The sequence below is a fragment of the Janthinobacterium sp. GW821-FHT03C08 genome, from assembly GCF_059420905.1.
Map to the genome: position 1 here is coordinate 100714 of NZ_JBWKUP010000014.1, position 20980 is coordinate 121693.

Annotated in this window: 18 protein-coding genes and 2 tRNA genes; 5 read left to right on the forward strand and 15 right to left on the reverse strand. The window is 61.5% G+C overall.

Annotation, left to right across the window (positions count from 1 at the left end):
* Positions 1-82 precede the first annotated feature (82 nt).
* The gene (locus AC07VL_RS20655) at positions 83-1975 is read left to right on the forward strand and encodes a putative bifunctional diguanylate cyclase/phosphodiesterase (protein WP_494807495.1); all 1893 of its coding nucleotides are present in this window, start codon (positions 83-85) and stop codon (positions 1973-1975) included.
* Positions 1976-2028: 53 nt separating this feature from the next.
* Here the strand turns inward: AC07VL_RS20655 and AC07VL_RS20660 are convergent, their stop codons facing one another.
* A complete protein-coding gene (locus AC07VL_RS20660) occupies positions 2029-3717 on the reverse strand; it encodes a peptide chain release factor 3 (protein ID WP_494807496.1) in 1689 nt (562 codons plus the stop codon).
* Between the two features lie 175 nt (positions 3718-3892).
* Here AC07VL_RS20660 and AC07VL_RS20665 point away from each other — a divergent pair, with 175 nt between their 5' ends.
* On the forward strand, positions 3893-5947 hold the full coding sequence (locus AC07VL_RS20665) for a methyl-accepting chemotaxis protein (protein ID WP_494807497.1): 2055 nt from the start codon (positions 3893-3895) through the stop codon (positions 5945-5947).
* Between the two features lie 238 nt (positions 5948-6185).
* Positions 6186-6995, forward strand: coding sequence for a Crp/Fnr family transcriptional regulator (locus tag AC07VL_RS20670; protein WP_290606249.1), 810 nt, complete (start codon positions 6186-6188; stop codon positions 6993-6995).
* 81 nt (positions 6996-7076) lie between these two features.
* Here AC07VL_RS20670 and AC07VL_RS20675 read toward each other — a convergent pair whose 3' ends face one another.
* The 12 genes from AC07VL_RS20675 to AC07VL_RS20730 all read right to left on the reverse strand — a co-directional run bounded on the left by AC07VL_RS20675 (position 7077) and on the right by AC07VL_RS20730 (position 17808).
* A complete protein-coding gene (locus tag AC07VL_RS20675) occupies positions 7077-8492 on the reverse strand; it encodes a sensor histidine kinase (protein ID WP_494807498.1) in 1416 nt (471 codons plus the stop codon).
* A 151-nt stretch (positions 8493-8643) separates the two neighbouring features.
* Positions 8644-9276 carry a response regulator gene (locus AC07VL_RS20680; protein ID WP_176384676.1) on the reverse strand — a complete coding sequence of 211 codons (633 nt, stop codon included), beginning with the start codon at positions 9274-9276 and terminating at the stop codon, positions 8644-8646.
* 190 nt (positions 9277-9466) lie between these two features.
* Positions 9467-9871, reverse strand: coding sequence for a MerR family transcriptional regulator (locus tag AC07VL_RS20685; protein ID WP_494807499.1), 405 nt, complete (start codon positions 9869-9871; stop codon positions 9467-9469).
* 10 nt (positions 9872-9881) lie between these two features.
* Positions 9882-10229 (reverse strand): integration host factor subunit alpha, encoded by a 348-nt coding sequence (locus AC07VL_RS20690; protein ID WP_010399205.1) that lies wholly within the window; start codon positions 10227-10229, stop codon positions 9882-9884.
* Positions 10230-10399: 170 nt separating this feature from the next.
* Entirely contained in the window at positions 10400-12826 is a 2427-nt protein-coding gene (gene pheT, locus AC07VL_RS20695; RefSeq protein ID WP_494807500.1) for a phenylalanine--tRNA ligase subunit beta, read from the reverse strand.
* Positions 12827-12904: 78 nt separating this feature from the next.
* A complete protein-coding gene (gene pheS / locus AC07VL_RS20700) occupies positions 12905-13921 on the reverse strand; it encodes a phenylalanine--tRNA ligase subunit alpha (RefSeq protein ID WP_494807501.1) in 1017 nt (338 codons plus the stop codon).
* Positions 13922-14066: 145 nt separating this feature from the next.
* On the reverse strand, positions 14067-14426 hold the full coding sequence (gene rplT, locus AC07VL_RS20705; RefSeq protein ID WP_010399214.1) for a 50S ribosomal protein L20: 360 nt from the start codon (positions 14424-14426) through the stop codon (positions 14067-14069).
* 26 nt (positions 14427-14452) lie between these two features.
* Positions 14453-14650, reverse strand: a complete 198-nt coding sequence (gene rpmI / locus AC07VL_RS20710) for a 50S ribosomal protein L35 (RefSeq protein ID WP_038493025.1) — start codon at positions 14648-14650, stop codon at positions 14453-14455.
* A gap of 227 nt (positions 14651-14877) precedes the next feature.
* Positions 14878-15438, reverse strand: coding sequence for a translation initiation factor IF-3 (gene infC / locus AC07VL_RS20715; protein ID WP_374755240.1), 561 nt, complete (start codon positions 15436-15438; stop codon positions 14878-14880).
* Between the two features lie 12 nt (positions 15439-15450).
* Positions 15451-17358 (reverse strand): threonine--tRNA ligase, encoded by a 1908-nt coding sequence (gene thrS, locus AC07VL_RS20720; protein ID WP_494807502.1) that lies wholly within the window; start codon positions 17356-17358, stop codon positions 15451-15453.
* A 215-nt stretch (positions 17359-17573) separates the two neighbouring features.
* Positions 17574-17650, reverse strand: a tRNA-Val gene (locus AC07VL_RS20725).
* Positions 17651-17730: 80 nt separating this feature from the next.
* Positions 17731-17808, reverse strand: a tRNA-Val gene (locus tag AC07VL_RS20730).
* Positions 17809-17946: 138 nt separating this feature from the next.
* Here AC07VL_RS20730 and AC07VL_RS20735 point away from each other — a divergent pair.
* Positions 17947-18411 carry a hypothetical protein gene (locus tag AC07VL_RS20735; RefSeq protein ID WP_494807503.1) on the forward strand — a complete coding sequence of 155 codons (465 nt, stop codon included), beginning with the start codon at positions 17947-17949 and terminating at the stop codon, positions 18409-18411.
* A gap of 3 nt (positions 18412-18414) precedes the next feature.
* Here AC07VL_RS20735 and AC07VL_RS20740 read toward each other — a convergent pair whose 3' ends face one another.
* Complete coding sequence (locus tag AC07VL_RS20740; RefSeq protein WP_494807504.1) at positions 18415-19527, reverse strand: acyltransferase family protein; 1113 nt, start codon at positions 19525-19527, stop codon at positions 18415-18417.
* A gap of 138 nt (positions 19528-19665) precedes the next feature.
* Here AC07VL_RS20740 and AC07VL_RS20745 point away from each other — a divergent pair, with 138 nt between their 5' ends.
* On the forward strand, positions 19666-20628 hold the full coding sequence (locus AC07VL_RS20745) for a M14 family metallopeptidase (protein ID WP_436495313.1): 963 nt from the start codon (positions 19666-19668) through the stop codon (positions 20626-20628).
* Here AC07VL_RS20745 and AC07VL_RS20750 read toward each other — a convergent pair whose 3' ends face one another.
* Positions 20629-20958 (reverse strand): SMR family transporter, encoded by a 330-nt coding sequence (locus AC07VL_RS20750; protein WP_070217979.1) that lies wholly within the window; start codon positions 20956-20958, stop codon positions 20629-20631.
* Positions 20959-20980: the final 22 nt, after the last annotated feature.

Consider the following 20980-nt stretch of genomic DNA (forward strand, 5'->3'; position numbering starts at 1 on the left):
ATCAGACTGGAACGTAAAGTATGGCAGGGCTAGGCGGGATGACACGGGGCGGCGGCAGGCGGGGCCGGCAAGGAAGGGCGCCATGATGGCGCCGTTGATGCTGCCCTCGGCACAGTTGCGCGGGGACAAGGTAGCCAGGCTGAACCTGCTGGCCGCGGCGGCCATGCTGGCGGCCGCCAGCCTGCTGCTGGTGCTGTTCCAATGGTTTTTCTTGCAAGCATCGCTGCAGCGCAACCTGCAGATACAGGCCGGCATGCTGGCCCCGGCAGCCACCTTGGCCTTGCGCCAGGACAATCTGCTTGCCGCAGAGCAAACGCTGGCTGCCCTTGCCGCCGCCCCCCACATTGAGCAGGCGCTGCTGTACCAGCCGGGAGGCCAGCCATTTGCCCGCTATGCGCGCAGCGCTGCCGGTGCCGCGCCCGCCGCGCCGCACGCGGGCATGCAGGTAGATTTTCTGACCGGCAACGCTACTTTCGTCCAGCCCCTGCCTGGCGGGGGCGCGCTGCTCCTGCGCACCAGCCTGGCGCAGCAATACCGCAGCCTGGCGCACTTCGCCGCCTTCACCCTACTCGTCAGCCTGTGCGCCTTCGGCCTGACGGCCCTGCTGGTGCGCCGCACGCGCCTCGCCGCCCAGCAGGCGGAAAACCACTTGCACTACCTGGCCCACGTCGATCCCGTCACGCAGTTGCCAAACCGGCATGAGTTCAACGATGCGCTGGCCTACGCGCTGGCGCGCGCCGACCGCCAGGACAGCAGCGTGGGCTTGCTGCTGCTGGACCTGGACAATTTCAAGGTGGTCAACGACACGCTGGGCCACCACTGCGGCGACCAGCTGCTGAAACTGGTGTCCGAGCGCCTGGTGGCCATCCTGCGCACCACCGACATCATCTGCCGCATCGGCGGCGACGAATTCGTCGTCATCGTCGAACCGGCCGACGACGCCTCGGAAATGGCCAGCGTGGCACGCAAGATCCTCGCCGTGCTGGCCGAGCCGTTCGCCCTCGAAGGCCACCAGCTGTACGTCAGCGCCAGCATCGGCGTGAGCCTGTATCCGTTCGACGCGCACGACGTGGCCACCCTGACGCGCAATGCCGATACGGCCATGTACCACGCCAAGCACCAGGGCAAGAACCGCTACGCCGTGTTCCAGTCCGAGATGGAGCTGCGCGCCCAGCGCCGCCTGCGCATGGAGGCCAATTTGCGCCGCGCGCTGCAGAACGGGGAACTGTATCTGCACTACCAGCCGCAGATCGACTTGCGCAGCGGCCGCATCGTCGGCGTGGAAGCGCTGATCCGCTGGCACTGCCGCGAGATGGGGCAGCTGAGCCCCGCCGAATTCATCCCCGTGGCCGAGGAAAGCGGCATCATCGTCGACCTGGGGCGCTGGGTGCTGCAAAGCGCTTGCCGCCAGGCGGCCAGCTGGTGCAAGGCGGGCCTGCTCGACTCGCTGGAGCACGTGGCCGTCAACCTGTCGGCCTGCCAGGCGCGCGACCCGGGCCTGATGGACGACATCCACGCCATCCTGCACGAAACGCAGCTGCCGCATGGCTTGCTGGAGCTGGAAATCACGGAAGGGGTCCTGATGGACAATGTCCACGCCAACGTGGAACTGATGCGGCGCCTGCAGGACACGGGCATCCACCTGTCGATCGACGATTTCGGCACCGGCTATTCCTCGATGTCCTACCTGAAGCGCCTGCCCATCGACCAGCTGAAGATCGACCGCAGCTTCGTGCACGACCTGCCCGGCGAGGGCGAGGCCATCGTCACGGCCATCATCGCCATGGCGCACAGCCTGCATCTGAAAGTGGTGGCCGAAGGCGTGGAAACGCTGCAGCAGGTGGAATTCTTACGCAAAGCGGGCTGCGACAACGTGCAGGGTTTCTTCTTCGCCCGCCCCATGACCGCGGCGCAGCTGACGGCGCTGCTGCTGGAGCGGCGCGACTGGAGCACGCGCACGATCCTGCCGGTGTAAAAAAAAGGGCAGAACCGCCGGTTCCGCCCTCCCTCGCACCTAGTGCATGTCCATCAAGCCAGTTTCGCCGAATGCTCGCGCGTGGCGTGGAACTTCAGCTTCGGCCAGCGCTCTTCCGTCAGGCGCAGGTTGACGCCGGACGTGGCCAGGTAGGCCATGTTGCCGGCCGCATCGTAGGCCACGTTGTGGCCCAGCGCGTTCTCGAAATCCTGCAGGATGCGCTTGTCGTCGCAGCTGACCCAGCGCGCGCTGCTGATGCTGGTGCCTTCGAAGACGGCATCGACGCCGTATTCGTTGAGCAGGCGGCTGGCGACCACCTCGAACTGCAGCACGCCGACGGCGCCCAGCACCAGTTCGCCGCCCTGCACGGGCTTGAAGACCTGTACCGCGCCCTCTTCGCCCAGCTGCTGCAAGCCCTTGTGCAACTGCTTGATTTTCAAGGGATTACGGATGCGCACCGAGCGGAAGAAGTCCGGCGCGAAGTACGGGATGCCCGTAAACGTCAGCATCTCGCCTTCGGAAAAACTGTCGCCGATCTGCATGTTGCCATGGTTTGGCAAGCCGATGATGTCGCCGGCGTACGCCTCTTCCACCTGTTCGCGCGACGACGCCATGAACGTCACCACGTTCGACACCTTGATCTCGCGCCCCAGGCGCAGGTGCTTGACCTTCATGCCGCGCTCGAAACGTCCCGAGCACACGCGCAGGAAGGCGATGCGGTCGCGGTGGGCCGGGTCCATGTTGGCCTGGATCTTGAAGACGAAGCCGGTGAACGGCTGCTCGGTCGGATCGACGGAACGCACGGTGGCGTCGCGCTCGCGCGGCGCCGGCGCCCAGTCGACCAGCGCGGAGAGGATCTCGCGCACGCCGAAGTTGTTGATGGCCGAGCCGAAGAACACGGGCGTCTGCACGCCGGAGAGGAATTCCTCCAGGTTGAACGGATGCGAGGCGCCGTGCACCAGCTCCACTTCCATGCGCAATTGATCCATCTCCAGCGGGAACATCTCCTGCAGGCGCGGATTGTCGATGCCCTTGATGATTTCAAAGGCGCCGTCGGCCTTTTCCTCGCCGGCCTTGAACAGCATGATCTCGTCGTTCAGCAGGTGGTACACGCCGCGGAAGTTCTTGCCCATGCCGATCGGCCAGGTGACGGGCGCGCACTGGATCTTCAGCACCGATTCGAGTTCGTCGAGCAGTTCCAGCGGATCGCGCGTCTCGCGGTCCATCTTGTTCATGAAGGTGACGATGGGCGTATTGCGCATGCGGCAGACGGCCAGCAGCTTGATCGTCTGCGCTTCCACGCCCTTGGCCGCATCGATCACCATCAGCGCCGAGTCGACGGCCGTCAGCACGCGGTAGGTATCTTCCGAGAAGTCCTGGTGGCCCGGGGTGTCGAGCAGGTTGACGACGTGGTCGCGGAATTCGAACTGCATCACCGAGGAGGCGACGGAAATGCCGCGCTGCTTCTCGATCTCCATCCAGTCCGACGTCGCGTGGCGGCCCGATTTGCGGGCCTTGACGGTACCGGCCATCTGGATCGCGCCCGAGAACAGCAGCAGCTTTTCCGTCAAGGTGGTCTTGCCCGCATCCGGGTGGGAAATGATGCCGAAGGTGCGGCGGCGCTGCACTTCGCGCGCGATCACGGCCGGCGCCTTGCTGCTGACGGATGCCGCGGCGTTGTCCGCGCTGTCGGTGGAATCGGGGGTGTTGCTGTCGTTCTCGTTGGCCATATTGGTGACCATAATATGGCCCTCGCAAAAAACCCTCGATTTTACAGAAGGATCGGCCTTCCGTGTGAACTGCTTCACTCTGGCGGACGGCAAAATCGGCCCTGCGTACCCGCCACTTCATCAAGGGGTCACAATCCGCAGGCAACATTGCGCTGCAGAAATGTTGCCACCCTACCCTGGAAATCCGATGAAAATCCTCCTCACCCCCGCCATCCGCCTCATGCAGCGCCTGCGCCTGCTGCCCAAGTTCATGCTCGTCTGCCTCGTCTTCCTGCTGCCGCTGGCGCTGGCGACCACCCTGCTGATCTCGGAACTGGGCAAGTCGCTGGCGCAGGCGCAGGATGCGCAGCGGGGCGTGGCCTATGTGCGCCAGTTGCAGGAGGCCACGCGCCTGCTGCAGCAGCGGCGCGGCCTGGAACACTTGCGCCTGAGCGGCAAGGCGGGCATGGACAACGCGGCCCTGGCGCCGCGCATCACGGCTTCTCTGGCCGCCCTGGCGCGCCTGCCGGCCGGCGCGGGCCTGCCGCAGGCGGCCGAACTGAACAAGCAGTGGCAAGCCTTGCTGGGCCGGCAGGCGGGCCTGGCGGCGCGCGACAGCTACGCGGCGCACACGGCGCTGCTGCGCCAGGCGGGCAAGCTGGGCCAGCTGGTGGCCGACCGCTCGCACCTGAGCCTGGACCCGGATGCGGGCGCCAACCACCTGAGCGCCGTGTTTACCGCCACCCTGCCCGACCTGGCCGAGAGCCTGGCCGACATCGCCGGGCGCGGCGCCGCCTACATCGACACGGGCCTGTTCGAGGCCAATGAAGACCAGCTGGTCAACGCCACGGCGCTGATCGCGCGCCACGAACTGGAACGCCTGCCGGCCCGCTATGCGGAAATCATCGCCGCCAAGCCGGAACTGGCCGCCAGCCTGCAGCCAGCCCTGAAAGCCGTGCCGGCCGCGCTGGCCTTCCTCGAACGCACGAAGAATGAAGTGACGAACTCCTACGACCAGACGTCGGGCGCGCAATTCCACGCGGCCGGCATGCAGGCCATCGATGCCCTGCACGCGCTCGCCGGCGCCTCGGCCAATGCCCTGGACGGCTTGCTGCGGGAGCGCATCGCGCGCGACGAGGCGCGCCGCGCCCTGATCCTGGCCGCCATGCTGCTGGTGCTGCTGGCCGCCGCCTACCTGTGCGCGGGCTTCTATGCCGCCTTTGCGCGCGATGTAGGACAGTTGCGCACGGCCGTGGCCGCGGCGGCGGCGGGCGACCTGTCGCAGCGCATCACCTCGCAGGCGCACGACGAGATCGGCGACCTGGTGCGCGACTTTGGCGCCATGACGCATGGCCTGGCCACGCTGGTGCAGGAAATCCGCGGCGGCGCAGCCGTCATCGCGGCGGCCGGCGCCGATATCGCGCAGGGCAACGCGGCCCTGTCCGGCCATACGGCCACGCAGTCGGAGGCGCTGGGCGCCACCGTGGACTCCATGCGCGAGCTGACGGCCACCGTGGGCCGCAACGAAGCCCACGTAGGACAGGGACGCACCCTGGTGGCGTCGGCCGCCGAAGTGGCCCTGCGCGGCGGCGAAACCGTCAGCGCCGTGGTCGAGACCATGGCCTCGATCAAGGCCAGCTCGCACAAGATCGTCGACATCATCGGCGTCATCAACGGCATCGCCTTCCAGACGAATATCCTGGCCCTGAACGCGGCAGTGGAAGCGGCGCGCGCGGGGGAACAGGGGCGCGGCTTTGCCGTCGTGGCGGCCGAGGTGCGCAGCCTGGCGCAGCGCTCCAGCGAAGCGGCGCAGCAGATCAAGCGCCTGATCGGCGATTCCGTGGCCACGGTGGACGCCGGCGGCGACCTGGTCAACGCAGCGGGCAGCACCATGCGGCAAGTCGTCGACGCGGTGCAGCAGGTGGCCGTGGTCATCGGGCGCATCAGCAGCGCCGGCGCCGAGCAGAATGGCGAGATTGCGCAGATCAACGTGGCGCTGGCGCAGATCGACGACATGACGCGCCAGAACGCGGGCCTCGTCGACGAAGCCCGCGCCGGCTCGCTGCGCCTGCACGAGGAAGGCGAGGCGCTGACGCAGGCCGTCAGCCGCTTCCGCCTGGGCGACAATGGGGCCGCCGCCATGCGCCAGGCAGCGGCGCCGGCGGCGCGCGACAGCCTGCCCAGCGTGCGTCCGGCAGGCCTGTGGAGCGCCAATAAACCGCGCGTAATATCACAAAATCGCGGGGAACGGCGCAAGGCTTGACAGGCAACCGTGCTCATGTAGGACAAGGACTACAATTCCACCTCAAAAGAGACTACAAAGCGGCGACTGCTAATCTTATGTTCGCCACTTACATAAGCTTTTAAAGTAGCTACATCGCGATCTGCACCGCGCGGCCGGAAAAAACGCTGTTGCCTCCCTTCACCGATGGAGATGGCGTCAGCTCCGGCCAGCAACGCAGCAGTCGCACTCCGATGTAAAAAAGCCTGCGAGGAATACTATGAACCATACTCAACTTAGCACCCCGGTCCAGAAGAACCAGTTGCTGCCACGCGCCATGCCGGCGGCGGGCCGGGAGATCAAGCTTGCGTCCCGGGTCAGCCTCAGTAGTGCTCAACAGAATGAATTGCTGGGCGCCTTGCCGCGCGCCGCGCTCGAATCGCTGTTCCAGGACCTGGAACTGGTGGAACTGCCCTTCGGCAAGGAACTGTATGCCTACGGTAACAACCTGGAATACAGCTACTTCCCCACCACCGCCATCATTTCGCTGCTGTACGTCATGGAAGACGGCGCCACGACGGAAATCGCCGTCGTCGGCCATGAAGGCGTGGCCGGTGCCTCGCTGCTGGCAGGCGAACGGGCCATGTGCACAGCCGTCGTGCAAAGCGCCGGCTACGGCTACCGCCTGAAGACGCAAAGCCTGCGCGATGCCTTTAATCAAGGCGGCGCCCTGCCCCAGCTGCTGATGCGCTACACGAATGCCCTGTTCGCCCAGATGGCGCAGAACGCCGTCGGCGGCCGCCACAGCTCGATCGAGCAAAAACTGTGCCGCTGGCTGCTGGACCGCCTGGACCGTTCGCCATCGAACGAATTGAAAGTGACGCAGGAGCTGATCTCCATCATGCTGGGCGTGCGCCGCGAAAGCATCACGGCCGCCGCCGGCAAGCTGCAGGAAGAAGGCTTGATCCATTATCGCCGCGGCAACATCACGGTACTGGACCGCGCCGGCCTCGAGTGCTACGCGGGCGAGTGCTACAAGGTCGCCAAGACGGAATACGACCGTTTGCTGCGCGACGTGTCGCGCTGCTGATGCGGGACCGCCCCTGACCGGGCGGCATGGATAAAAAAATGGCCGGGCTGCATGCCCGGCCATTTTTTTGCCCGTCACGACTCAAACGCTGGCGTCTTCGTCGAGTTCTTCCGGCTCCGGTGTCAGCGGCAAGGGAATCACGGCTTCCACGCACGTACCCTTGCCATCCGGTCCCTGGCGCACGGTAAGGGTGCCGCCCAGCAACAGGGCCCGCTCGCGCATGCCCAGCAAGCCGTGCGACATAGGCTTTTGCAGCGCCTCTTCCGTGATGCCGATGCCGTCGTCGATGACGCGCAGCACGAGGCCGTGCTCGTTGCGCTTCAGGGTGACGCTGACCATGCCGGCGCGCGCATATTTCAGGATATTGGTCAGCGACTCCTGCACGATGCGGAACAGGGCAATCGTCAGGGTCGCTTCGCGGTTGTCGATATTGATGGCCACGTCCGTATCGCAACGCACGGAACTCATGCGCGTAAAATCCTCGCAATAGCTTTCGATGGCGGCGCACAGGCCCAGGTTGTCCAGCAAGCTGGGGCGCAGGTCCTCGACGATGCGCCGCTTCAACTCCACCGTTTCCAGCAGGGTCGCCTTGGCGCGGCGCAATTGCGCGGCCAGTTCAGGCTGTGCGTGCGCCAGCTGCTGCGTGACCGCGCCCAGGTCCATGCTGATGGACGTCAGGTTGGCGCCCAGCTCGTCGTGCAGCTCGCGCGCCAGGCGCGCCTTCTCCACTTCATTGACGCTGATCAAATGCCGCGACAGCACGGATAGCTGCTCCGTACGCTTGGTCACCGTCGATTCCAGTGTGTCGTTGGCATTTTGCAAGGCATACTCGACGGCCGCGCGGTTCTGGAAGCTGCGCCGCACCAGCTGGTAAAACATGATCAGCACGAGGATGGCCAGCGCATTGATGCCGATGCCCAACAGCACGGCCTTCTGGTACTCGTGGTAAAAGGCGGCGCTGCCGGACGACAGCGCTTCATTCTGTTCGCGTGTCATGATGACCACCTGCAGGCGGATCTCGTCCATGGTGGCGCGGTCATCGGTGACGCGCGAGATATTGACGATCTCTGCCAGCCCGCCCTGCTTGTAGACCTCGATCGACTGTTGCAACATCGACATCTTTCGGCGAATCAAGGTTTTCAGCTGGGCCAGGTTCTTCAGCTGCGTGGGGCTGCCTGCCAGCAAGGTCTGCAGCTCATTGAATTCATTCTCGATTTCCGTGGCCGCCGTTTTCGACGGTCCCAGGTAGGTTTCCGAGCCGGAAATGAAATAGCCGCGCAAGCTGCTTTCCGCATCGAGCACGAGCACGTTCAGATATTGCAGGCGGTCGGCCACGCGGGCGCTCTGGCTGAGCAAGGCATTCGTGCCCTTCAGCGACTGCAGATTATGGAAGAGACTGAAACCATTGAGTACAAGCAGCAAGGCGCAAACAATGCACAGTATCGTCTTGTACAGGGGCAGGCGGTGATTCGGGGCCGGTTCAACGGTGAAATACATCCTGATGTGCATCCTTAGCAAGGTTCGGCGCGGGAGAAAGCGCCGGCGCCGGCCAATTATAATCCTCGCCACAAACTGCTGCACTGCACAACATCAAGTTGTGCCTGGCTGGCATGCCTGGCGATCATGAATCCATGATCGCACCGCCGCGCTAGTCAAGCAAATTGTTTTTCATTGCGTAATAGGTCAAGTCGCTGTTGGATTGCAAGCCCATTTTTTCCATGATGCGCGTACGGTAGGTACTCACCGTCTTGATGCTCAGCGACAAGGCGACGCCGATATCGGACACGGTGGCGCCCCGCGCCAGGCGCAGGAAGACCTGGAACTCACGGTCCGACAATTCCGTATGCAGCGCGGCATTCGTATCGCGGTCGAAGGACTGGGCCAACAATTCGCCCACGGTGGAGCTGACATAGCGGCGGCCCTGGAACACGGTGCGCACGGCCGTCATCAGCTCGTCCGCCTCGCATTCCTTGTTCAGGTAGCCATTGGCGCCCATCTTGAACAGGTTCAGCGCATATTGCTGTGCAGGATAGCCGCTGAGGATCAGCACGGGCAATTCCGGCTGGCCCTGGCGGATCGTGCGCAAGGTATCGATGCCGCTCTGGTCGGGCATGGCGATATCGAGCAACAGCACGTCGCATATCTCGCGGCGGGCGATATCGAGCGCCTCGCGCCCCGTGCCGGCTTCCGCCACGACACTGAAATCGCCTGACGACGAAAAAATCTGTTTGAATCCAGCTCGTACTATTTGGTGATCATCACAAATGGCAACGCGTATCATTGTTTCCCCTTAAATTTTCCTGGCCTGGGAAAGACTACCGGAACCTGAACGCTGCTCCGGTTCAGCGTTACTAACAAAAACGCAACATTAACATTATATTCAAAATGCGGCGCGCCGTACGTTAGCGGCGCTGCAAGCACCCAGTATAATCTGCCGGTATCGCACAACCCGGCCTATATTGGTACAAATCTTATTTTAGCAAGTTCAAAATCGCAATTAATTCATTGCGTATCCACCGGCGGTCCAGCGGCGCTTCCTGTGGCGGCACTGGCGCGGCAGGCAACAGCGGCACATCGTCGATGACGGCATGCGCTGCACCACGGCTGTCGAGCTTGTTGCGCGCGCCGCTGATGGTGAAACCCTGTTCATACAGCAGTTCGCGGATGCGCCGTATCAGCAGCACTTCGTGGTGCTGGTAGTAACGGCGGTTGCCGCGCCGCTTGACCGGCTTGAGCTGGGAAAACTCCTGCTCCCAGTAGCGCAATACATGCGGTTTGACGCCGCACAGCTCGCTCACCTCGCCGATCGTGAAATAGCGTTTCGCCGGAATGGGCGGCAAGGCGATCAACTCGGTTTTACTGATGCGCTCGTTCATCGCCACTCACTCAGGCAGCACGGGCCAGCGGACTGGTCTCTTCGACCATGCTCTTCAGCTTCTGGCTGGCATGAAAGGTCACGACACGGCGTGCCGTGATGGGAATCTCTTCGCCAGTCTTCGGGTTGCGGCCCGGCCGCTGCGGCTTGTCGCGCAGCTGGAAGTTGCCGAAGCCCGACAATTTCACGGCCTCGCCCCGCTCGAGCGCATTGCGGATCTCGTCGAAAAAGGTCTCGACCATATCTTTTGCTTCGCGCTTGTTCAGTCCCACCTGTTCGAACAGCAGTTCGGCCAGTTCCGCCTTGGTCAAGGTGGGTAGATCTTTTTCCGCTTCCTGGCGCACCTTGGCAACCAGCATGGCCCGATGCAGATCGGCGGCCAGTGCGGATTGCAGTACGGCGGAATCAACGTCGCTATTATTAATTTTCCTGCCCTGCCTTTTCTGTGCGCCCGAACCCGCCACATGGCAGGCCCGTCTACGGTTGACGACGGAAAGGCCGTCACCCAAGGCGACGGCCAGTCCGGTAATTACGAACGCAGTTTCGCGTCGTGGCCCTGCTTCGCGGCATCGATCAGGACAGCCATCAGGCCATCGACGACATCGTCTTGCAGGGTGTTTTGAGTATCTTGCAAGCTAATCCGGAAAGCAAGGCTTTTTTCATCCGCTTCCAGCCCTTTTCCACGATATTCATCAAATAAAACAATGGCTTGCACGATACGTGCTGCCGCGCTAGCCTTGGCGGCGGCGTGGAAGCTGTCGAGCACATCCTGCACGGCCACCGATTGCTTGACGACCACGGCCAGGTCGCGGCTGGCGCCAGGGAATTTCGAGATTTCCTGGTACACGGGCACCTTGCGTTGCGTCAGGGCCGCGGCATCGACTTCAAACACCACGGGCGCCAGCGGCAAGTCATACTTCTGCATCCAGCGCGGGTGCAATTCGCCGATGAAACCGATGACCTTGCCATCGAGTTCCACGTTGGCCGAACGGCCCGGATGCAGGGCCGGATGCTCCGCCTTGCTGAAACGCAGGACCAGCGGCGCGAACAGCGCTTCCAGGTCCGCCTTCACGTCGAAGAAATCGACGGTGCGGGACGGCTGGCCCCACTGCTCTTCCGCCACGGCGCCGTAGGCCATGGCCGCCACGCGTTTCGGCTGGGCGTAGCCGGCTACCGACAGGGGGCCGTTTTCCACGCTGTCGTCGCGCTGGTAGATGGCGCCCACTTCGAAGATGCGCACGCGGTTCGTCTTGCGGTTCAGGTTGTAGCGCACGTTGGCGATCAGGCTGCCAATCAGCGAGGAACGCATCACGCTCATCTGGCTGGCGATCGGGTTCTGCAATTTGATCGGCTGCGTGTTGCCCGAGAAATCGCGCTCCCATGCCATATCGACAAAGCTCATGTTAACCACTTCCTGGAATCCCAGGTCGGCCAGCACATGACGTACCGCAAACAAGGAGCGGGTATTTTCTGGTGCAATCTGCATCACGTTCGCTGCCACGGGCGGCAGGGTCGGGATGTTTTCAAAGCCGTACACGCGCGCCACTTCCTCGATCAAGTCTTCCTCGATCTCGATGTCGAAACGGTAGCTGGGCGACGTCACGGAAAACACGCCGTCCGCCAGGGTGAACGGCAGCGCCAGGCGCGTGAAGATGTCGGCGATCAGCTCATCGTTGAGGGGCACGCCGATGACTTTTTGCGCGCGCGCCGTGCGTATGGTCACGGGCTGGCGTTGCGGCAGGTTCACCACGTGGTCGTCGACGGGGCCGACGGTGGTGGCTGGCGTGCCGCAGATTTCCACGATCAGGGCCGTGATACGCTCGATGTGCTCGACGGTGGTGGCGAAGTCGACACCGCGCTCGAAGCGGTGCGCCGCATCGGTGGAGAAATTCAAACGGCGCGCGCGGCCCTGGATCGCGTTCGGCCACCAGAAAGCCGCTTCCAGGTAGATGCTGTCCGTATCGTCCGACACGGAACTGGCGTCGCCGCCCATGATGCCGGCCAAGGATTCGATTTCCTGCTCATCGGCAATGACGCCGATCCACTCGTCGACGGCGACGGTGTTGCCGTTCAACAGCTTGACGGATTCGCCCGCCTTGCCCCAACGCACGTCGAGGCTACCGTGGATCTTCGCCAGGTCGAACACGTGGCTGGGACGGCCCAGTTCCAGCATGACATAGTTGGAAATGTCGACCAGGGCCGACAGCGGACGCTGGCCGCTGCGCTCGAGGCGCTGCTTCATCCAGTCCGGCGTGGCTGCCTTGGCGTTCAGGCCGCGGATGACGCGGCCCGTGAAACGGCCGCACAGGTCCGGCGCGCTCACTTTGACGGGCAGGATTTCATCGCTGGTGACGGGCACGGTGCCAAATTGCGGCGCATTCAGGGGCACGCCCGTCAAGGCCGACACTTCGCGCGCCACGCCCAGCACGGACAGGCAGTCCGCCTTGTTCGGCGTCAACTTGATGGTGAATTTCAAGTCGTTCAAGGCAAAGTAATCGCGGAAATTCTGGCCGATGGGCGCGTCGTCCGGCAATTCCATCAAGCCGGCGTTTTCTTCCGACAATTTCAATTCGCGCGCGGAGCACAGCATGCCTTGCGACTCGACGCCGCGCAGCTGGCCCACCTTGATTTCAAACGGCTTGCCATCGGCGCCCGGCGGCAGCACGGCGCCGGCCATGGCGCACACGACTTTCAAGCCCGGGCGCACGTTCGGCGCGCCGCAGACGATGTTGAGCATGGTGCCCGTGCCCACATCGACCTGGCACACGTTCAGGCGGTCCGCGTTCGGATGTTTCTCCATCTCCAGGACCAGGCCCACCACCACGTTCGAGAACGGGGGCGCGACGGGATCGACGTCCTCGACTTCGAGACCGGACATGGTCAGCAGATGGGCCAGTTCGTCCGAAGTCATCTTCGGATCGACCATGGTACGGAGCCAGTTTTCGGAAAATTGCATAATCAAGCCTTCAAATGGTCAAAGCTCACAGCGCGAGCGCACAGGCGCTCCAGCGCCATGAATCAAACGGAACAACGCTTAGTTGAATTGCTTCAGGAACCTTAAATCGCCTTCGTAGAACAGGCGCAGGTCGTTGATGCCATAACGCAGCATCGTCAAGCGTTCCAGGCCGGAGCCGAAAGCAAAACCGATGAATTTCTCGGGATCGAGGCCGAAGTTCTTCACCACGGTCGGATGCACCTGGCCGGCGCCCGACACTTCCAGCCAGCGGCCTTTCAAGGGACCGGAGCCAAAGGCGATGTCGATCTCGGCCGACGGTTCCGTGAACGGGAAGTACGACGGGCGGAAGCGCACCTGCAGGTCGTCCGTCTCGAAGAAGGCCTTGACGAAGTTCAGGTAGATGCCCTTCAGGTCGGCAAAGCTGATGTCTTCGGCGATCCACAGGCCTTCGACCTGGTGGAACATGGGCGAATGGGTGGCATCGCTGTCGACGCGGTAGGTGCGGCCCGGCGCGATGACCTTGATCGGCGGCGTATGCGTGCGCGCATAGCGCACCTGCATGGGGCTCGTGTGCGTGCGCAGCAGCAAAGGCTTGCCATCGGTATCGTTGCCATCGATGTAGAACGTGTCCTGCATGGAACGGGCCGGGTGGTTTTCCGGGCTGTTGAGCGCCGTAAAGTTGGTCCAGTCGTTCTCGATTTCGGGGCCGTCGGCCACGTCGAAACCGATGGAGCGGAAGATTTCCTCGACCCGCTCCCACGTGCGCATGACGGGATGGATGCCGCCGGGCATGCGGCCACGGCCAGGCAGGGTCACGTCGATCGCTTCGGCGTTCAGGCGGCCTTGCATCTGGGCATCTGCCAGTGCCTCACGGCGCGCCGTCAGCGCGTCCTCGATCTGCACTTTGACGGCGTTGATCAGGGCGCCCTGCGCCTTGCGCGCGTCCGGGTCCAGCTTGCCCAGGCCCTTCATCATTTCGGTAATCTGGCCAGTCTTGCCCAGGTAGCGGGCTTTGGCGTTTTCAAGTGCGGCAGCGTCTGCGGCGGCGATAAAGTCAGCCTGGGCCGAGACGACGAGTTCTTCTAGGGAGTTCATGCGGCATTTCCTGTTTTGGACATCAATTCTGGACTTAATTATCAAAAGTCCAACAATCAAAAACGGAAACGGGGCATAAGGTTCACACCCCTGCCCCGCTCTTTATGACGTCACCCTGTGGGTGACGTTGTGCAATGACCGATGCTTACGCAGCGATTTTTGCTTTAACTGCGTTGACAATCGCAGCGAATGCTGGCTTGTCCATCACAGCCATATCGGCCAGGACTTTACGGTCCAGTTCGATATTTGCTTTTTTCAAGCCGTTCATGAATACGCTGTACGTTACGCCATGCTCACGGGAAGCAGCGTTGATACGGGCGATCCACAGGCGGCGGAAAACGCGCTTCTTGTTGCGGCGATCGCGGTAAGCGTATTGGCCAGCGCGCATAACTGCTTGCTTGGCAACACGGTATACACGGCTGCGGCGACCACGGTAGCCTTTAGCTTGAACAAGAATCTTCTTATGACGGGCACGAGCTGTAACCCCACGTTTTACTCTAGGCATAGTAACTCCTTAAATTGAGTGTGAGATTAAGCAGTCGGCATCATGCGCATGACGGATGTGACATCCGATGCGTTGATGTTACGGGTACCGCGCAACTGACGTTTGTTTTTGGTGGTTTTCTTGGTCAGGATGTGGCGTTTGAACGCGTGACCCGACTTGACTGTTCCACCTGGACGCACGCGAAAACGTTTTTTCGCGGAGCTTTTGGTCTTCATTTTAGGCATAGCAATCTGTCCTCTTACGGACAGCTCCATTTATAACAGGATTGCAGGTGGCAACACGACGCTGCGCTTAGATGCCTGCTTTCACATGTTGTGCAGCGGATGCGAGTCCGCTACAGTTCACGCGGCCCGGGCATTGCTGACCGGGCCGCGCAAATTCTGCCTGGGGTTTGACGCCGCGCCAATGCTGGCACGCGCAGTTTCCACCCACAGTAAAACGCTATTGTAGCTTACTTCTTCTTCTTAGGCGAAAGAACCATGATCATTTGGCGGCCTTCCATCTTCGGGAACTGCTCGACCTGGCCATACGGCTCCAGATCGGCCTTCAGACGTTCCAGCATGCGGAAGCCAATATCCTGGTGCGCCATCTCACGGCCGCGGAAACGCAAGGTGATCTTGGTTTTATCGCCATCCTCGAGGAACTTGATGAGATTACGCAACTTGATATTGTAGTCACCATCATCAGTCCCCGGACGGAATTTGACTTCCTTCACGAGGATGATCTTTTGCTTCAATTTGGCTTCGTGAGCTTTCTTTTGCTCCGAATACTTAAATTTGCCGTAGTCCATCAAACGGCACACCGGTGGCTGCGCGGTAGGCGCAATTTCCACCAGGTCGACGTTTGCCTCTTCCGCCAGGCGGAAGGCTTCGGCCAAACTTACGATACCGAGTGGCTCGTTATCGACCCCGCTTAAACGCATTTCAGGGGCAGTGATTTCGCCATTGATGCGATGTGACTTGTCAGTAGCTATTGTAATTTCCTTTAAAAATCTTGTAGAACGGTCGTGCAGCGAGTTTCCTCGTCAGGCCTTGGTGTCGACTTCATGTTTGAGTCGCTCTATCAGGGCATCGACGGACATCACGCCCAGATCGACATTACCCCGCGCCCGCACGGCCACCGTATTGGCATCCCGTTCTTTGTCGCCAATTACTAAGATGTAAGGCAATTTTTGTACGGAATGTTCACGTATTTTATAGGTAATCTTCTCGTTACGCAAATCAGCCTGTACGCGCAGCCCCGCTTTGCGCAGTTTTGTTGTTACTTCTTGTACATAATCAGCTTGAGCGTCGGAAATATTCAACACCGACACCTGCACTGGCGACAACCACAACGGCATGGCGCCCGCGTAGTGTTCGATCAGGATGCCGATGAAACGTTCCAGCGAACCGACGATCGCGCGGTGCAGCATGATGGGCACCTGTCGCGTATTGTCCACGGCCACGTATTCGGCACCCAGGCGGCCCGGCATGGACGGATCGATCTGCACGGTGCCCACTTGCCATGCGCGGCCCAGACTGTCTTTCAGGTGATATTCGATCTTCGGACCATAGAACGCGCCCTCGCCCGGCAATTCCGTCCACTCCACGCCACAGGCGCGCAGGGCAGAACGCAGCGATTCTTCCGCCTTGTCCCACGATTCTTCCGTGCCGATGCGGCTATCCGGACGCAAGGCCAGCTTCACGTCGATATTGGTAAAACCGAAGGCCGTGTAGACATCCATCGCCTGCTGGTGGAAAGCCGTCACTTCGGCGGCGATTTGCTCTTCCGTACAGAAGATGTGGCCGTCATCCTGCGTAAAGCCGCGCACGCGCATCATGCCGTGCAAGGCGCCCGACGGCTCATTGCGGTGGCATTGGCCGAACTCACCGTAGCGCAATGGCAAGTCGCGGTAGCTGCGCATGCCGTTGTTAAAAATCTGCACGTGGCCAGGGCAATTCATCGGTTTCAGCGCGTAGGCGCGGTTTTCCGATTCCGTGATGAACATGTTTTCACGGTAATTGTCCCAGTGACCCGTTTTTTCCCACAGGCCGCGGTCGAGGATTTGCGGCGCCTTGACTTCCTGATAACCATTGACCTGGTAGACATTGCGCATGTATTGCTCGACCTGTTGCCAGATCGACCAGCCTTTCGGATGCCAGAAGATCAGGCCTGGCGCCTCTTCCTGGAAATGGAAGAAGTCCAGCTGCTTGCCCAGCTTGCGGTGATCGCGCTTTTCCGCCTCTTCCAGGTTGTGCAGGTACAGTTCCTGATCTTCCTTCCTGGCCCAGGCCGTGCCATAGATACGCTGCAGCATCTCGTTTTTCGAGTCGCCGCGCCAGTAGGCGCCGGCCAGCTTCATCAGCTTGAACACTTTCAGCTTGCCCGTCGATGGCACGTGGGGGCCGCGGCACAAGTCCGTAAACTTGCCTTCGGAATACAGCGACACTTCCTGGTCGGCCGGAATCGATCCGATCAATTCCGCCTTGTACGCTTCGCCGATGCCCTTGAAGTAGTCGATGGCTTCGTCGCGTGCAACAACCTTGCGCGTGACTTGCTCGTCCTTCTTGGCCAGTTCCGCCATTTTCTTTTCGATCGCCACCAGGTCTTCCGGCGTGAACGGGCGCTTGTAGGCGAAGTCGTAATAGAAGCCGTTGTCGATCACGGGACCGATGGTCACTTGCGCGTCCGGGAACAATTCCTTGACGGCATACGCCAGCAAGTGGGCCGTCGAGTGACGGATCACTTCCAGGCCGTCGGCGTCCTTGTCCGTGACAATCGCCAGTTCCGCGTCTCGCTCGATCAGATAGGAAGTATCGACCAGCTTGCCATCGACCTTGCCGGCCAGGGCAGCCTTGGCCAGGCCGGTACCAATATTGGCCGCAACCTGGGCCACGGTGACCGGGCCGTCAAATTGACGGGCGGAACCATCGGGAAGTCGGATTGTAAGCATATTGATCTCCATATCGGCGCTGGCGCCAGGTAAAACTGCAATGAATGGTGTGGACTGAAAAACTGAAAGGAAAACGCAGACGCAAAAAAACGCGGACTAGCCGCGTTTTTCACTTTTTTGAGACAAAGGAAACCCGTTCGACTAGCGTCACTCCCAAAGCTTGGTAGTAGTTCGCGGTGTCATAACCGGTTTTACCTTTCTCTCTAACTGCATTCTGGTGGGCGGTGAGGAATTCGAATCCCCGACCCCTTGGATGTCGACCAAGTATTCTAACCAGCTGAACTAACCGCCCGTAAAACTTTTGTTGATCATTGTATTTCAAATGACCGCTTGCGGCTTGCGCCAGCTTAAAAACCATCTACTGCAAAATTCTGGTGGGCGGTGAGGAATTCGAATCCCCGACCCCTTGGATGTCGACCAAGTATTCTAACCAGCTGAACTAACCGCGCCCCGAAGACCAGCATTATAGAGAGGCTTTCCCAGAATGACAAGGGCTCTTTTACAGGAAACTTTAATCATTTCCCTGGGCGTCAGCCTGCTTTATATAGAGTAGGCCCGGGGCACCTGGAATGCCGCTAGAATCGGGGCATGAACTCCACCTTATTAGCCTGGCTGAAAACACTGAGCCGCATCTGCGGTTTTGAAACGGCCGACTCCTTCCCGCCCGGCCACCCGTATGCGCGCACGCGCTGGGAAGCCGCGTATTTCGATATCGCTTCCGACGTGAAGCCGGACGAGATGGAGCGGCGCATCTGCACGGCCATCGCCAACACGCCTAGCGTCTTCGCCTACATCACCAATCCCACGCCGCGCATGCAGCGCGCGCTGCTGAACGTGATCCACGACCGCTTGCGGCGCCAGCCCGGCGCGGGCGCCACGGACCTGGTCTTGTTGTTGATCAATGCCTACGCCAGTCCCCACATCACGGAAGCCGTACCCGGCTTGCGCAGCCTGATCTACAACACGGAACAGGAAGACACGAATCTGCGCGTGCATGCCATCCTGGAATTGCTTGTAGGCACACCGCGCGGACTCGATGTGATCGACATGTAGCCGTCAGGCATGATTGGCGGGCACGTAGCGCGCCCGCAAGCGCATGAACGGCGTTTCCACCACTCTATATAGGAGCCAGCCCGTGGCGATGCTGACAGCAATGCTGATCAGTATTGCCGGCGCACCATCCGGCCCATGCCCCATATCCTGCAAGACGGGGCGCAGCAAGATGCACAGCTGCTTGTGCAACAAGTAGATCGCATACGACCACAGGGCCAGGCTGGCCGCACCCGGCACGCGCAGTTGATATAGCGCACTGCCGGGACTGAGCGCCGCGACCAGCAGCAGGGTAAAACTGGCGGCCAGGGCCGGATAGCCGAATACCGTCACCCAGTAGCCGTAGTGATCGGTGAGAAACACGTAAAACATCAGCGCCGTGCCGGCGATTCCCGCCAGCAAAGTACGGTTGCCATAGGCGGTCAGGCGCGTCCATGCGGCCGGATGCCAGTTCTTCAGCAAGGCCAGCGCCACGCCCGCCACCAATTCGTCAAAGCGGCACCACGAGGCATAGTAGATGTACTTGTAATAGCCGAGGCCGCCGCGCGGCACGTGCACATATTCCTCCCACAGATAGGCGCGCACCAGCATACCGACGATCAAGCTGGCGGCCACGGCCAGCCACGCCCACAGCAGGGACTTGCGGCAGGCTGCGATCGCCAGCGCCACGGCCGGCAGCAGCACGTAGAACTGCTCTTCCACGCACAAGGACCAGGCATGGGAAAACGCCGTGCCCGGCGTCAGGTTGATGTTTTGCGTGAAGGTCAGGAATTTCCACAGCGGCAGCAGCGCGCTGTCGCCGCGAAACCCGGGCCACAAATAATACAAAGCCAGCACGACATAGAAATTGGGCAAGGTACGCAGGAACCGCCGCGCATAGAAGCGGGACAGGGAAAAACCGTGTTCGCTGCGCAAGGCCGCGAAGATCTGGTTGCCGATCAGATAGCCGCTGAGGGCAAAGAACAGGTCCACGCCCACCCAGCCGATTTCGCCCCAGAAACCGAACGCCCCGCCCTCGCTGACGAACAGCAGATAGTGGTTCATGAAGACGAGCACGATGGCCAGCGCGCGCAAGGTATCGAGGCCATACAGGCGGGAAGGATGGGACGTACTGGACATGGGATCGGCAAGGGAAAACAACGGTGGCGCCGATCATGCCACGGCGCACCTTGCCATGGCCAACTTTTTGCAGGCGTGCACGGCGAATCCCGCTAAAATATGCCGACCCCGCTTTCCCTTCCCGCAACAGCATAGGATATGTCCAGCATGAGCAGCGCACTCCACTTCAAATCCATCAACTACACGGGCCAGGGCAGCGGCCCGCGCCTGATCGTCACCGGCGCCGTGCACGGCAATGAAACCTGCGGCACCAAGGGCATCCACCGCGTGATGGCTGAACTCGACAGCGGCGCCCTCTCCATCGTGGCCGGCAGCGTCACCTTCGTGCCCATCACCAACCCGCTCGCCTACGCCAAGGGCGTGCGCAGCGGCGACCGCAACCTGAACCGCAACCTGTTTCCGAACGACAATCCGCAGGATTTCGAAGACCGCATCGCCAACTGGCTGTGCCCTCTGCTGGGCCAGCACGACGTGCTGCTGGACTTGCACTCGTTCAATGCCGACAGCCAGCCCTTCGTCATGGTGGGACCGCGCAACAACGATGGCCCGCTGCAACCGTTTCAACACGAAGACAAGGAACGCGCGCTGGCGCGCCGCCTGGGCGTGCGCCGCTTCGTCGATGGCTGGCTGCATGCGTATGGCCAGGGCGTGCAGCGCCGCCTGGGCAATAGCGACCAGGTGGGCCTGGTCTTGCGCTATGGCGTGGGCACGACGGAATACATGCGCTCGACGGGCGGTTATGCGCTGACCCTGGAATGCGGCCAGCACGCGGACCCGGCCGCGCCGGACGTGGCCTACCGCGCCATCATGAACACCCTCGCCTTCCTGGGCTTCATCGATGCACCACAGCCTGAACCGATCGCCGACGCCGACATGGAAGCGCTGAACATGGTCGTCGTGCACGACAAGCTGCATGCAAGCGACCGCTTCATCAAGACCTGGTCCAGCTTTGACAAGGTCAAACAGGGCGAGCAGATCGGCGTACGCGCGGACGGCACGCCTGTGACGGCCGAATTCGACGCCTACATCCTCTTCCCGGACGTCAACGCGCAAGCCAATGCCGAATGGTATTACCTGGCGCGGGTGGCCAGCAGCTTTTGATTAGTGGCCGACCGACTTGGAGAACAGGTTAATCACCAGCACGCCGGCAATGATCAGCCCCAGGCCGATCAAGGCCGGCGTATCGAGGCTTTGCTTGAACCAGAACCAGCCGACGGCGGAAATGAGCACGATGCCCACGCCCGACCAGATCGCATACACGATGCCGGTAGGAATGACCTTCAGGGTCAGCGACAAGCACCAGAAGGCGATGCTGTAGCCCACCACGGTGATAACGCTGGGCCACAAGCGGCTGAAGCCCTCGGAGGCCTTCAAGGCGCTGGTGGCGATGACTTCGGCGATGATGGCGATAGCCAGGTAGAAATACGTCATGGTGAGGCTCATGCTGGCATCC